This window comes from Saccharibacillus qingshengii (genome assembly GCF_013185195.1).
GTDB lineage: Bacteria > Bacillota > Bacilli > Paenibacillales > Paenibacillaceae > Saccharibacillus > Saccharibacillus qingshengii.
On sequence record NZ_JAAZWC010000007.1, the window covers coordinates 127123 to 140923 of the forward strand.

11 protein-coding genes are annotated in these 13801 nt (G+C 58.6%); 2 read left to right on the forward strand and 9 right to left on the reverse strand.

Annotation, left to right across the window (positions count from 1 at the left end):
* The first annotated feature begins 1 nt into the window (after nucleotide 1).
* Entirely contained in the window at nucleotides 2-1495 is a 1494-nt protein-coding gene (locus HRQ60_RS08430; protein ID WP_172195308.1) for an MFS transporter, read from the forward strand.
* Nucleotides 1496-1890: 395 nt separating this feature from the next.
* Here the strand turns inward: HRQ60_RS08430 and HRQ60_RS08435 are convergent, their stop codons facing one another.
* From HRQ60_RS08435 to HRQ60_RS08455, 5 genes are all read right to left on the reverse strand, one after another.
* Nucleotides 1891-2781: an ABC transporter permease gene (locus tag HRQ60_RS08435; protein ID WP_172195310.1), complete on the reverse strand. Its 891-nt coding sequence runs from the start codon at nucleotides 2779-2781 to the stop codon at nucleotides 1891-1893.
* Nucleotides 2778-3503, reverse strand: a complete 726-nt coding sequence (locus tag HRQ60_RS08440; protein ID WP_172195312.1) for an ABC transporter ATP-binding protein — start codon at nucleotides 3501-3503, stop codon at nucleotides 2778-2780. Before HRQ60_RS08440 ends, HRQ60_RS08435 begins: the two co-directional genes overlap by 4 nt.
* 12 nt (nucleotides 3504-3515) lie before the next feature.
* Nucleotides 3516-4427: a hypothetical protein gene (locus HRQ60_RS08445; protein ID WP_172195314.1), complete on the reverse strand. Its 912-nt coding sequence runs from the start codon at nucleotides 4425-4427 to the stop codon at nucleotides 3516-3518.
* 256 nt (nucleotides 4428-4683) lie between these two features.
* Nucleotides 4684-5385: a response regulator transcription factor gene (locus tag HRQ60_RS08450; protein ID WP_172195316.1), complete on the reverse strand. Its 702-nt coding sequence runs from the start codon at nucleotides 5383-5385 to the stop codon at nucleotides 4684-4686.
* 6 nt (nucleotides 5386-5391) lie between these two features.
* A complete protein-coding gene (locus HRQ60_RS08455; RefSeq protein ID WP_172195318.1) occupies nucleotides 5392-6879 on the reverse strand; it encodes a sensor histidine kinase in 1488 nt (495 codons plus the stop codon).
* A 333-nt stretch (nucleotides 6880-7212) separates the two neighbouring features.
* On the opposite strand from HRQ60_RS08455, the gene HRQ60_RS08460 reads away from it, so the two are divergent.
* Entirely contained in the window at nucleotides 7213-7956 is a 744-nt protein-coding gene (locus HRQ60_RS08460; protein WP_425501633.1) for a hypothetical protein, read from the forward strand.
* A 349-nt stretch (nucleotides 7957-8305) separates the two neighbouring features.
* Here the strand turns inward: HRQ60_RS08460 and HRQ60_RS08465 are convergent, their stop codons facing one another.
* From HRQ60_RS08465 to HRQ60_RS08480, 4 genes are all read right to left on the reverse strand, one after another.
* Complete coding sequence (locus tag HRQ60_RS08465) at nucleotides 8306-9781, reverse strand: MFS transporter (RefSeq protein ID WP_172195320.1); 1476 nt, start codon at nucleotides 9779-9781, stop codon at nucleotides 8306-8308.
* Between the two features lie 269 nt (nucleotides 9782-10050).
* Complete coding sequence (locus HRQ60_RS08470; RefSeq protein ID WP_172195322.1) at nucleotides 10051-10434, reverse strand: hypothetical protein; 384 nt, start codon at nucleotides 10432-10434, stop codon at nucleotides 10051-10053.
* A gap of 85 nt (nucleotides 10435-10519) precedes the next feature.
* Nucleotides 10520-11728 (reverse strand): enoyl-ACP reductase FabV, encoded by a 1209-nt coding sequence (gene fabV / locus HRQ60_RS08475; protein WP_172195324.1) that lies wholly within the window; start codon nucleotides 11726-11728, stop codon nucleotides 10520-10522.
* A 482-nt stretch (nucleotides 11729-12210) separates the two neighbouring features.
* Nucleotides 12211-13623 carry a methyl-accepting chemotaxis protein gene (locus tag HRQ60_RS08480; protein ID WP_172195326.1) on the reverse strand — a complete coding sequence of 471 codons (1413 nt, stop codon included), beginning with the start codon at nucleotides 13621-13623 and terminating at the stop codon, nucleotides 12211-12213.
* Nucleotides 13624-13801 lie beyond the last annotated feature (178 nt).

Below are 13801 nucleotides of genomic sequence, written 5' to 3' on the forward strand. Positions count from 1 at the left end.
CATGCTGACCGATCTCGACAAAAACACCGCGGAAAACGAAGACTCCAACGCTTCCCGGCTGGCCCTGTTCCTGTCTCCGATTCGCAAATCCAAAGCTTTTACCTATCTGTGGCTCGGTCAATGGATCGCCATGCTCGGCAGTTCCGTGTCCGTCCTCATTCTGCCGCTCGTCGTCTATTCGCTGACCGATTCGTCGACGTCGCTGGGACTTGCCATGACCTGCTACATGCTGCCGAACATTATCGCGCTGCCTTTTGCCGGATGGATCGTGGACAAGACGGATCGGCTGCGGCTGGTCATGCTGAGCAACGCGGCGCGGCTGTGTATCATGCTGCTCGCGGCGATCTCGATTTTTAACGGCAGCCTGACGCTGGAGCGGCTGTATATCGGGCTCGTTTGCTACGGTATCATGGAAGGCGTGTTCAGCCCCGCTTACTCCGCCCTGCGCGCCGAAGTGTTCACGCCGGATATTCGCAACGCCGCCAACGCCCTGAGCCAGATCAGCATCCAGGGCGTTCGGCTGCTCGGCCCCGCGCTCGGCGGCATGCTGGTTACCGCGGCGTCGCCGGGAGCCGGATTCGCGCTCGATTCGGTTACGTATCTGATCTCGCTGCTGTGCTTCCTGATGCTCAGACGGGTGCTGGCGCAGCAAAAAGGCCGCCCCGTCAGCGGATGGCCCGCCCGATCGGTCAAGAACGGCGGTCACGCCGGCACGCCGGCTGCAAAAGAACCCGCGGCGCTTCGCACGGGCGAACCTGCCGACGCCGGCGTGTCCGCGCACGGAAATGCGACAGCCGGAGAAAGCCTATCGGCTGACGCGGTGGTCCCTCTACGCGAAGGTCTATTGCCCGAAGCGGCTGCGGCTGCGGCGCAGCCCGCGTCCGTGCTCTCCGGCTTCGGCGCGGAGTTTATGGAAGGCGTTCATGTGCTGCGCAAACTGCCGTGGCTGTGGATTACGATTCTTGCTTTTTCGCTGCTGAATATTTGTTATACCGGCATTGTGGCCGTGCTTGTACCCTGGCTGTTCAAAGTCCATCACGGACTGCCGCCTTCCCTATACGGGATCGCGATGGCCGGCACCGCCGTGGGCGCGATTCTCGCCGCCGTGCTGTTCGGGTCCAAACGGGACTGGAAACGCCGCGGACTGGTCGCCTACGGCGGTGCGCTGCTGGGCGGTGTCGCCCTGCTGCTGCTCTCCGTTATCACATGGGTACCGGGACTCGTCATGGCGATGGTCCTCGAAGGCTTCGGCATGATGATGTTTATGATTATCTGGGAGATCAGCCTGCAGGAACTCGTTCCCGCCGAAAGCTTCGGACGCGTCGCCAGTCTCGATATGCTCGGTTCATTCGCGCTTCTTCCCGTCGGTTACTTGGTGGTCGGGCATCTGGCCGATACGATCGGAGGCATTCCGACCATCGCGATCTTCGCCTCCGTCGGTATCGTGATTCTGCTGACCGCCCTCTGCTCGCCGCATATCCGTCGGTTTAATTGATTTTTGCAGAGTGAACGGCGGGGGCGGGCAGCGAAAAAAGAACCCTCCTGCACCGCCTGCCCGTTTATGTGCCGTATGCTGATATTTACACGCGAATCAAAAAGTGATCATAAGGATCACTTGAGTAGGCGTTGGTCTGTCCGATGGCGTGCAGTACTGTTGAAGCTCCTTCCACACCTACCAACCTAAACCTGTACCTATCCACCTAAACCTGCAAACTCAAAAAACGTTCCGACCGGCATTGCCGGCAGGAACGTTTTTTGATTGGTTTGTACAAGCTTCATACACCCATCTTTGCTTCGCACCGATCGGCCGCGGTCCGCTTCGCTGCCCGACGCTTCGCCCAAGCGGCGAAGCCCGGCGATCCCAACCTGCTTCTTCGCAATCTCTACGGGTCAGACTTCTTTCCCGTCGAATACCAGCAGCTGCGCCGCCGTGAGAATCGCTCCCCAACCGAGCAGAATGCCGGCCCCAAGACCCAACTGCACATAAGCGATCTGCGAGCCGATGATCGTCTTGTACAGCGTCATGTAATCCGCGGCCAGCAGCGGAGCGGCCGCGGGGAACAGCAGTCCGGCGCCGATCATGACGGCGATCAGGGCGACGCCCAGCATGAAACCGGATGTGGCGCTGCGGGCAAGCGTCGAAGCCAGCGCCGCCAAGGCCGTCATCACCGCCGCCGGCAGCAGCGTCAGCGCATAAGCGCCCAGAATCCCCGGCAGATTCAGCTCGCCGATTCCGGCGCCCGACAAGACTGCCGCCGCCAGTGACAGAACCAGCAGAATCCCCAGCATTCCGGCCTGGTAGAGAACGATCGCCCCGATCTTGCCGACCGCAAGCGCCATGCGGCTGACCGGCCGGGTGAGCGGGATCTTCAATTCGCCGCGCTCCCGTTCTCCGGCGAACAGGTCGGCCGCCAACATGCACGCGGCCAGAGGAAGCAGGATATACGCAGCCAGCGACAGCAGCGTGAACGGCAGATTCTCGGCAGAGAAGCGCACGATGCCGCCTTCCATCCGGTTCAGCAGCAGCAAGGCCAGCGGAGCCAGCGCGATCAGCACCGGCAGCGCGCGATATTTGAACTGGGCAAGGATCTTGCGCAGTTCGACTTCGATCGAACGGCCGATCATGGCGCTTGGCGCAGGCCCTTTTGCTCCGGTACGGGCGGCTGCCGATCCGGCAGAAGAAAGCTCCGGCAGTCCCGTTTTACCCGAAAGTATCCCTTCACGGTTCGAAATCGAATTTTCCGCCCGCCCGGCTTCCGCTTCTTTTATCCGCGTACTCATATCACATTCCTCCCGTTCGCCTGGGTCATGCTCAGATAATATCGCTCCAGGCCGCCGTAACGTCCCAGCACTTCGGATACCGAAGCTCGGTCGACCAGCACCCCTTCCTGCAGCACGGCCACATGGGTGCAGAGCTGCTCCATCTCATGCGCCAGATGACTGGACAATACGGCGGCGCAGCCGCGTTCGCGTTCCTGCAGCAGCAGTTCGCGGAACATCGCGGTACCTTCGATGTCCATGCCGTTCGTCGGCTCGTCGAGCACGAGCAGATCGGGCTTCGGCAGCAGGGCGCAGGCCAGTGCCAGGCGCTGCTTCATGCCGACGGAGAACCGCCGGACTTTCTCCCGGCGGTACGGCAGCAGACCGACCCGGTCCAGCAGCGAGTCGACCGTGTCCGTATCGAAACCGGGATAGAAGCGGCCGGTCAGCTGCAGATTCTGCCGGGCCGTCAGGTACGGATACAGGCCGGGCGTTTCGATCATGCAGCCGGTCCGTTCCAGAATGGCGGGCAGCTGCTGCGCAGGATCCATCCCCAGCAGGGCGATCTCGCCCGAATCGGGCTGCAGCAGTCCGGTCATGGCTTTCATGGCTGTTGTTTTGCCGCTTCCGTTGGGGCCGAGCAGACCGAGCACCTGCCCCGCTTCGACTTCGAACGACAGCCGGTCCACGCCGCGGCGGTTGGCATACTTCTTCGTCAGATTCTCGATACGAACGACGGTCATGTTCATTCCTCCTTATTCGGAACGGTCCGGACCGAAAGGTCCGTGACCGAAGCGGCCGTGCTCGGCGCCTTCAGGCAGCTCAAGCGGTTCGACCTTCTTTCCTGTCACATCGATATCCTGCGGTACGGTACTGCCGATCTTGTCGAACGTGCTGTCGATCGTCGCCTGCAGCTGGACTTTTTGACCGTTCTCGTCCAGACCCGATACGCCGAGCGTCGCTTTCATCGTCGCAATCGCGCCGTCTTTGAGCACTGCGTCCAGACGCACGCTCTCCACCCGGCCGTCCGAAGTGATCGGGAAGAGCGATGCCGGGTCGAAACCGGCCCATTCCGACTGCCACTTCGTTTCTTCGCCGAGAGCTTTCTGGCCGTGCTGCGCGCTCACTTCCAGCATCGCGTTCATTGCCAGGTTCGCGAGTTCCGGAATTTGCGCGTCCGTCAGATTGAGCGTGACGGTATCGCCGCTTTCCGTGAAGCTTTTCTTGATATCGCCCAGCACCAGATCGCTCGCCGCTTCCATCAGCCGCTCCGCGCTTGGCGAAGATTCGAACGAAGGATTTTCCGAATGCCCAGGCTCCGCGTCGAGCGAGTAATACTGATCGCCTTTGCGCAGGATCACTTTTCCGTCTTCGGTGGATTGTTCGACTTCAAGCGTGCTGCCGCCGATCTTGAACTGCCCCAACGAGTAGCTTTCTTCTCCCGCCGACTGTACCTGCAGCTGCCCGCTTGCCGTTACGGCTCCGTTTTGACGAATCTCGATCTTGGAGGTCATTGTCGAATTGTCGTTCTCCGCCGTCTTGAGCGCCGCGTCCCTGAAGGTATTGTAGGCATTGCCGTTGGCATATGCCGCTGCTCCGAGACTTGCCGTCAAGACCATGCCCGCCGCCATGACACCGATCGTTTTGTTGCGCATACTTTTTTTCATGTTCATCTCTCCCCGTGTTCGATTTGGATGCCGTGTGGATCGCCTTGCAGGTGGTTCTTTGTCGCACCCTTATCGTAACGCGAAGAAATAAACGGCTTCCGCGAACTTTCTAAACAAAACTTAAACGGTTCTTAAATAGTTATCGCCATAAAAAAAGCCCGGCAGGGCTGTGGGCCTCCGGGCTCTTGCTGCGTATCGAAAAGCGGTTTGATGCGTGGATACGGCGGCTTATTTTATCGGTCTCTTGCAAAAGGAACTACGCCTTGAAGCGGTAGCCCGCCCCCCAGACCGTCTGGATCACTTTGGGATCGCCCGGATTGTCTTCGATCTTTTCCCGCAGGCGATTGATATGGACGGCCACCGTCGCGCTGTCGCCGATCGCGTCGTAACCCCAGATTTTCTCGTACAGCGTCTCTTTGCTCAGCACCATGTCGGCGTGTTCGAGCATGAACAGCAGCAGCTCGTACTCTTTGTTTTTGAGCGTCAGTTCTTCGCCCCGTACATAAACGCGCCGCGACTGCGGACGAATGGCGATCTGGCCTACCTTGAGTTCGCCGTCGGCAGGCCTGTCGCTGCGGCTGCGCAGACGTTCGTACTGGGCGAGATTGGACTTGACGCGCGCCACCAGCTCCCCCGGCGAGAAAGGCTTCACGATATAATCGTCCGCCCCGAGGCCAAGCCCCCGGATCTTGTCGATATCTTCCTGCCGCGCCGTCACCATCAGAATCGGAATATCGACCGTCTCGCGCAGCTTGCGGCAGACCGCGAATCCGTCCGCCCCCGGCAGCATCACATCCAGCAGAATCAGATGAAACTCCCCGCTGCTCCCGCGCCCGATCCCGTCCGTGCCGTTATCGACGATCTCCACACCGAATCCGTCAATCTCCAGATAATCCCGCTCGATCTCCGCGATCGCGCTGTCGTCTTCGACGATCAGGATCTTTTTGCCGTTGTTCATCTGTCGTTACGCCTCCTTCGCTTGAGTGACCGGCAGTTCGATAACGATTCGCAGCCCGCCGCCGTCCGCATGTTCCGCTTTGATCGTGCCGTGCATAAACGTAATCGCTTTTTCCGAGATCGCAAGGCCCAGCCCGCTGCCCCGGTTCGGACTGCTGCGGGAAGCGTCGCTGCGGTAGAAGACGTCGAACAGCTTCGGCAGCGCTTCGTCCGTCACGCCCGGCCCGTCGTCGGATACCGTGATCGCAAGCGTGCTGCCGGCCCGGTACATCTCGACGGACACGGTCACTTCGGGACGTTCTTTGTACTTTAGGCTGTTCTCCACGATGTTCGACAGCACGCGGCGGAACTGCACGGGATCGACATGAATAAGCAGTCCTTCCTCCATCGCACCGAGCGCCACCTTCAGACCCTGATGGGCATATTCGTCATCCGCCGCACGGAAGAAACTTTGCAGCTCTTCGCGCGGATCGAGGTCTTCGGGATAATTCGGATAATCGCCCAGGTCCATTTTGGAAAAAAGGAACAGCCGCGACACCATGTGATCGATATCGCCCGCTTTGGTCTTGATCATGCCCGTGTAGCGGCGCCGCGCTTCTTCCGTTGCCGCGACCCCGTCGAGCAGCCCTTCGGCGTACGCCTTGATCGAAGTGAGCGGCGAGCGCAGATCGTGCGAGATGCCGGCGAGCAGTTCTTTGCGGTTCATCTCCTGCTTCTGCACGGCCCAGACCGACTCTTTGAGCCGGCCGGCCATCTCGTTGAATGCTTCGCACACCGGCCGGAATTCGTCTTTGCGTGTGTAGTTGATCCGATAGTCCAGATTGCCGTCGCGGATCTCGTTGACCCCGCCGGCCAGAATCTCGAGCGGCTGACGGATCTTCTGGAACACGAACCGGGTCAGGAAGCGGCTGGTCAAGACGACAACGGCGATCATGCCCAGCAGAATCGCTATAGGGAACCAGATACCGCCGCTTCCGCCGGGATGACCGGGTGGAGTCGGCTCTGCCGCTTTGCGTGTGCTGTACAGCTCGATCCGGTAGCTTCCCTCGGCGCCGTCCGCCTCCGATACATACAGCTCGCGTCCTTCCGTGCCGACCAGCCCGGTCCCGCCAAGCGTATCCAGCGCTTTCGTCAACTGCGGATCGGCAAAAGGCTCGCCCCCCAGCGAATACGTCAGCGTGCCGGTTCCGAGCTCCGCGGATGCGCCGGATGTCTCGTAAATGCGCAGCGCCATATGGTTGTTCGTCAGCATGCGATCGACCCGGCTGACCATGAAGTCCAGCTTCTGGACGTTGGTGTCGGGATTCTCCAGCAGCTCGCGGGAAGCTTCCATGACGGAGTCCCGCGCCCCGTAATAGTCTTCGCTGTTGTCGAACTGAAAATCGAACTCCTGCCACAGCAGCAGGACAAGCAGTGCCGACAGCATGAGCGCCAGTACGATCGGAATCACGATCATGAGAATATTGGATATAAAAAGCCTGCGTTTAATCGTCATGGCTGGATCTCCCGTCCGGTTGGATATGGCTTGGTTGATGTTTCTTCCTATGATAGCACGGCGCGTTAACCCTCGGTTAAACGGAAGATTAACAAAGGTTAAACCGGAAAGGGCCTGCGGAAAAAGCCTGACCACCGGTTCGGCGAATGCATGAGAGCAAACGGCAGAACCGGTAGGAAAAGGACCGCCACTCCTCAAGCGTGCGGCGTAGCCGTCTCCTGTGCTATACTTCTCGCAGCGATATACGATCGAGCGACGAAGAACGTCCTCCCGGCCCAAACGGCGGAGAGGACGTTTTTTTCGTCGAATGCTATTTTTGGAGGAGGAATTTAATTGTCGCAGCGTAAAAAGACTACAACTCCCGAACAACCGTCCGTTCTCCGTCCGGCAAATGCGCCCGCTTCGCTTGAATTCGAACACGCCCACTCGATTTTTGTGCGACGGCATCTGGATGCGCGCTCGGGCGAACGCCGCGGCCGGCTGGAACGGGGACACCAATATGCGGAGAAACTGTTCCTCGAACAGGTCTGGTGGCCGCTGATCGGCAGCTTCGACGGTCTGCATCCGGAGTACGAGATTCACGACTGGAACCGCCGCTCGCAGTTTCTCGACTTCGCTTTTCTGCCGGAAGGCGGCGGGCGGATCGGCATTGAGTGCGACGGTTTCCAGAGCCATATCAAAGACATGGACCGCGAGAAGTTCAGCTATGCGCTGAACCGCGATACGTTCCTCACCGGAATGGGCTGGAAAATGCTGCACTTCGCTTTCGACGATATCCAGCGCCGCCCCGACGTCTGCCGGATGCTGCTGCAGTTGAGTGTGGGGCCTTTGCTGTTTGACAGCCGCCGAATCAAGCAAACCCTCACGCCGGAGGAGAAAGAAGTGCTGCGCTTGGCCTGGCGTCTGGGGCGTGCGATTCGCCCCAAAGACCTCAAGGACCTATACGGCTTCGGCCATCGAAAAGCAAATGTGCTCCTGAAGAGTCTGGTCGACCGGCAGCTGCTGCGTTCCGTTTCCGAAGGAACGTATGCATGCCGGTACGAAACAGTCGGCCGTTTTCCGGAGCAGCTGCTTTGAGCGTTTGCCTGTGAGTTGACTGGTTGGCATCCCGAGAACACTCCCTTACGAGACAAAAGCTTGAGTAAAGTGTTCAAAATGATCACTTTTCGCCCTCTTTTTTCAATTTGCGATAAGAATGTGATCAAAATGACCACTTTTTAATGCTAATTATCAGAAAACAGCCGTAATAAGCAAAAAATGTTGTTGTCATGATCACATTTTTCTCCCAACTGCTTTTTTACGGAGAAAATGTGTTCAAAACAACAACATTTTTATTCGGAACGTGCGGTATCCTCTGTTGAAAAGCTATCCCGGCCTTAGCCGAACCGCCAACCCAAAAGACTGGAGGCTAGGCAAGGCCCGGGAATCAGGCTTCCCTAGGCTCCGTCCGCTCGCCTTCGCCGCGCGGATGCCTGCGTCCCAGCAGGCGCCAACCGGTCAGCAGGGCCCCGACGACGCAGATGCAGGCCGAGACGGTAAACACCACATGCATGCCGTCCAGGAAAATATCCGGGCGGTCCGGAATCAGCCCGGTGACGCGGTAACCCGCCCGGCCGCTCATGACGCCGAACAGCGTGGTGGTCGCGACGGCGATCCCCGTTACCATGCCCAGGTTGCGGATCAGCGAGTTGACGCTGCCAGCGATGCCAAGCTGCGGACGCGGTACGGTGGACATGACGAGCGAGTTGTTCGGCGACTGGAACAGTCCTCCGCCCAGGCCGAGCAGCGCGATGCAGCCGCCGACCACGGCAAGCGAACTGCCTTCATGCAGCGAAGCCAGGCCCGCCTGCGCGCCGACCATGAGCAGGAGACCGATAAAGGTCAGCCATTCCGAACCGAAACGGTCCGACATCGCTCCGCTCAGCGGAGCGACCACGACCATGACGAGTGGATAGATCATCATCGTCCAGCCCGCGCTGCTCGGCGACAAGCCGAGGATCGACTGCAGGTAGAACGGCGCGATAATGTTGTAGCAGAACATACTGACGAAGACGAGGAAGCCGCACAAAATACTGAGCGAGAAGTTCGGATTGCGGAACAGTCCCAGATTCAGCATCGGCTCATCGATCCGAGATTCCCTCCACAGGAACAGCGCGAACGCCGCCGAAGCGACAGCAAAAAGTCCGAGGATCCTCCAATCTCCATAGCCGATCTCCTGCCCGAGCAGAATCGCGGCGACCAGCGATACGACAAAACCCGCGAACAGCAGACTGCCCCCGCCGTCGACCGAACGTTTGACCGTGCGAAGGTCCGAAGGCAGCAGCTTGGCGCCGAGCAGGATCGCGATAAGCCCAAGCGGCACATTGATCCAGAAGATCGACTCCCAGCCGAGCGACGATACCATTAGTCCGCCGATCCCGGGACCGGCGATGCTGCCAAGCGAAACGAATGTTCCGACCAAGCCAAGCGCTTTGCCGCGTTCGTTCGAAGGGAAAATATCGGTGACGATGCCCTGGCTGTTGGCCATGGTCATCGAAGCGCCGATTGCCTGAACGATACGCGCGGCGATCAGCGTGGCGAGCGAGCCGCTCAGTCCGCACAGCAGCGAACCGACCACGAACACGATCGTACCGATGCGGAAAATACGGATTTTGCCAAAAATATCGCCCAGGCGCCCGAACAGCAGGATGAACGAACAGATCGCCATCAGGTAGATGCTGGATACCCACTGCGCGTGTCCAAGCTGAAGACCCAGGCTGCTCGAGATCGAAGGCAGCGCCACGTTGACGATACTGCCGTCGAGCGTCGCCATAAAGGTGAACAAATTGAGTATGATCAGGATCCGCCAGCGGCGCTGCTGCACCTGCGGATCATCCTGATACGAAGAAAAAGCCGGCTTCATGCCTCCACCCCTTTTTACGCTGCATATTCAGCTTTTTAACCGGCTGCGCGCGTATCCAACCGCTTGAAGCCGCAGCGGATATTCCGCGCCACCGATGTCTCGGCCGAATTCGCGTATTCAAAAAGGCCTGAAGCGTCCGCTCTCGCGAATCGTTCCGGCCTTCCGCTATCCTCGCATACCGCCGATTGGCCTCAAACCGTTCGAAGCAGCCGGCGTTTCCAACAAATCTCCTATGCCGTTCCCGTACAGCACGAGGCCGGGCGCGCTGGTTATCTGCGCGGTCCGAGCGGGATGCCTGCACGAATCGCGACAGCACGCATTCCGGCGATCGCGGCGGCGATCACAACCGCAATCCAGATGTAGAGGAACACCGGCCCGATCCCCTGCGATTCCAGAACCCGTCCGCCGAACCCGATCAGCACGAACGAGAAGGCGACGGCCGCCGCAAAAGCCAGCAGCATCGCCGTTTTCTGGCCGGGTGTGGAACGCCGCAGCATATTCGTGATCGAATGCCGATGGCGAAGAGCCAGCAGCAGCACATAAACTAGCAGCAGCGGCGTGGTATAGGCATTGCCGAGAATAAACAAACTTACGGCCATCAAGGCCAGTAACATCCAGGTGATCGTCTGAAAATAACGGTCAAATACACGCAAAGAAAACCCCCCTTTCATCGATAAGACGATCCGATTCCGGTTCCTTCACTTGTACCCGGACGTTGGCATGAGGCTGCGGCGGAAGCTATTCGCGAACCGGACGCAGACGGCTCTCCGGCATTCCGGCCTGCGGATCGCAATCCGCTTCGTAGTCCACGCCGTCGGTTTCGAAACCGAACAGCTGGAAGAACTCTTGACGGTATCCGGCCAGATCGCTCAGTTCGTCGATGTTGTCCGACGAGATTCGCTCCCAGATCTCCGCCACTTCCCGCTGTACGTCTTCCCGCATTTCCCAATCGTCGATCCGGATCCGGCCCTGCTCGTCGACCGGCACTTCGCCGCCGCCGTAGAGCCGATCCGCGAACAACCGATAGGTCTGCTCGATACAGCCTTCATGCAGTCCTTTTTCCTTCATAATCTTGTACAGGACAGACACGTACAAAGGCACGACCGGAATCGCCGAACTCGACTGCGTCACCAGCGCTTTGCTGACGGATACGAACGAACGGCCGCCGCCGGATGCCAACTGCCCGCCGATCCGCAGCGCGGTATCTTCCAGATGGTCTTTGGCCCGTCCGATCGAACCTTCCCGGTAGATCGGCTGCGTCAGATCGGGGCCGATATACGAATAGGCGATCGTCGTCGCGCCTTCGGCCAATACGCCGCCAGCCTGCAGGGCGTCGATCCACAGCTGCCAGTCTTCGCCGCCCATGACTTCCACGGTCGCCGCCACTTCTTCTTCCGTTGCCGGATCAAGCGTTACTTCGCTCACTTCGCCGGTATGGAAATTGACCGTCTTGTTCGTATACGAATCGCCAATCGGCTTAAGCACGGAATTAACCGCTTCGCCCGTCTTCGGATTGACCCGGCGCGCGGAAGCGACGCTGTAGACGACCAGATCGACCTGGCCGAGTTCTTCGCGAATCACTTCGACCGTCTTGGCTTTGGTCTCGTCCGAGAAAGCGTCGCCCGTAACGCTGAACGAACGAAGCCCCGCTTCGGCGGCTTTGCGCTCGAACGCAGCCGAATTGTACCAGCCCGCGGATGCGGTGCGGGTCTCGCTGCTCTTGCTTGGGCGGTATACACCGACCGTCGCCGCTCCGGCTCCGAAAGCGGCCGCAATACGGGCCGACAGGCCGTAGCCGGTCGAGGCGCCGATGACCAGCACTTTCTTCGGTCCTTCCAGGCGCGGTTTGGCCGCGATATAGTCGATCTGCTGCTGAACCTGCGCGGCGCAGCCGTCCGGATGGGCGGTGGTGCAGATAAATCCGCGCGTTCTCGGTTTGATGATCATGGTTGTTGTCCCTCGCTTTTTCAGTTCTTGGAGACGGTTCGTTAGTCCTGCTTGAACCGTCTATCTCTGTTAGTGTAACAATTTTTTCGCATTTAGGCACTTTTCGTGTTCGTTATGCCCTTGCGTCGATTGGAATCAAACAGCAAAAAGCGAAGCTTCATAGAGAAGCTTCGCTCCAGGTTGTCGAGAAAGTCCTATTCGTAGGAGAAGCGGGTCGGCTGCGGGAGAAATTCGTTCCGGTCGCGTGTTGAAATCGAGAAAAAGATTAAATTTCAGCAGAATTTTCTCGATTTCAAAGGCGAACACTATCGTTCCTTCACTGAATTTCTCCCTCCGCCTCCTCACTTTGTTTGGAATACGACTTTCTCGACACGTTGAAGCGAAGCTTCATAGAGAAGCTTCGCTTAAATAGTGGGCCGTCCGCGCGGCCGTTATCCATCCCGTTCAGCGTGCCCCCACGGCTGCCGCCAAAACGTTCGGGATCAGGCCGTCCGCGGAGTTTGCGGTTGGCGCGGCGTTTTCGGTTCGAACGTACCCGGCAGCGAACCGCCTGCCGGCTGACGAACGGGCAGAACCGAAGCGGCGGCTTCTACCGATTCGTTCACGAACCGGAATTGGCCCGAGAGTTCTTCCAGACGCTGCGAACTCTCGCCCGTCCGGCGGGCCTGAACGGCCACTTCGTCGGAAGCTTCAAGCACATCCGAAGCCTGCGCGAAGATCATCTGCGTTCCTTCGGCCGCCTGGCTGTTCGCTGCCGCAATCTCGCTGACCGCTTTGGTCAAATTTTGCACGGAAGCACTGAGCTGTTCGCTTGTGGCGCTGAATTCGGCGACCATGTTCTCGATGTACAGCGCATCCTGGAGATAAGAGTCGGCATTGGCCTGCATCATCTGGTAATCGGCCGCAATTTCCGTCGTCATCAGGTTCAACAGGCGGCCCGAGTGGCGCTGCAGATTATCGACGGAACCCATTACTTTCTCGGTTACCCCATGAATTTGTTCGACCGACTTCTTCGAAGCATCGGCCAGCTTGCGGATCTCGTCGGCCACGACCGCAAAGCCTTTGCCCGCTTCTCCGGCCCGGGCCGCTTCGATCGAAGCGTTCAGCGCCAGCAGATTGGTCTGCTGCGCAATCTGGAGGATGGAATCGGCCAACGTGCGAATCATGTTGACGGAATGCGATTCGGCGAGCGCCGTATCCAGTTCCTGCTTGACTTCCGCATAGATTTTGCTCGTATTTTCTACGGCCTGGGTCAGATTCTCCTGAATTTCCATGGCGCGCGCACTGACCTGACCGGCTTCTTCCGCGCCTTCTTCGGCACGTTTGGCAATCGATCCGACGGCCCGGCCGAACTCCTGGGTCGAAGCGTCGATCTCTTCAGCCGACGCGGCCGTCTGCTGCATCCCCGCCGACATCGTCTCCGTAGTAGCCGTCACCTGGCGCAGACCGTTTTCCATCCCGATAAACTTGCTCTCCGCGATTTGGGTCGCTGCCTGGAGCTCATCCGCTTCCTGCGATACCGCCGAGAGCATCCGGACAGACGAAGCTTGCATCCGATCGACCGCACGGGTCAGGATACCGGTTTCGTCGCTGCGTTTCAGATGTTTGTCGTCCATGCGTTCGGTAAAATCGCCATCCGCCATCCGATTCAGCTGCGACGCCGCCGCTTGAATTGGACGCACAATCCCTTTTAAAATGAAGAACAGCAGAATGAACGAGACGGCAAAGCCGACAATCGAGATCACAAACGGTCCGGCATGCCTGACATTCGCCCGTTGGACGAAATCGCTCATAAGCACAACGTTCAACAACGCAGGTAGAAGCATACCCAGTACGGCTGCGGCCAATACACGCGTAAACAGACTTCCGGACAGCTTTTTCAGACCATTCTTCATCGTTTTGCACCTCTTTTGTGAGTTTGGGAGTAAAAAGGACTTTCGGCCTAGTCTTGCTGAAATAAAGGTCTTTAGGTCTGGTTCTTACTATCTAACAGTTATTATATACAAGTTAGCGAACATTGAAACCCCTTGGACCAAATTTTTTGAAATTTTATTTAATGCAATTGAATGGCCA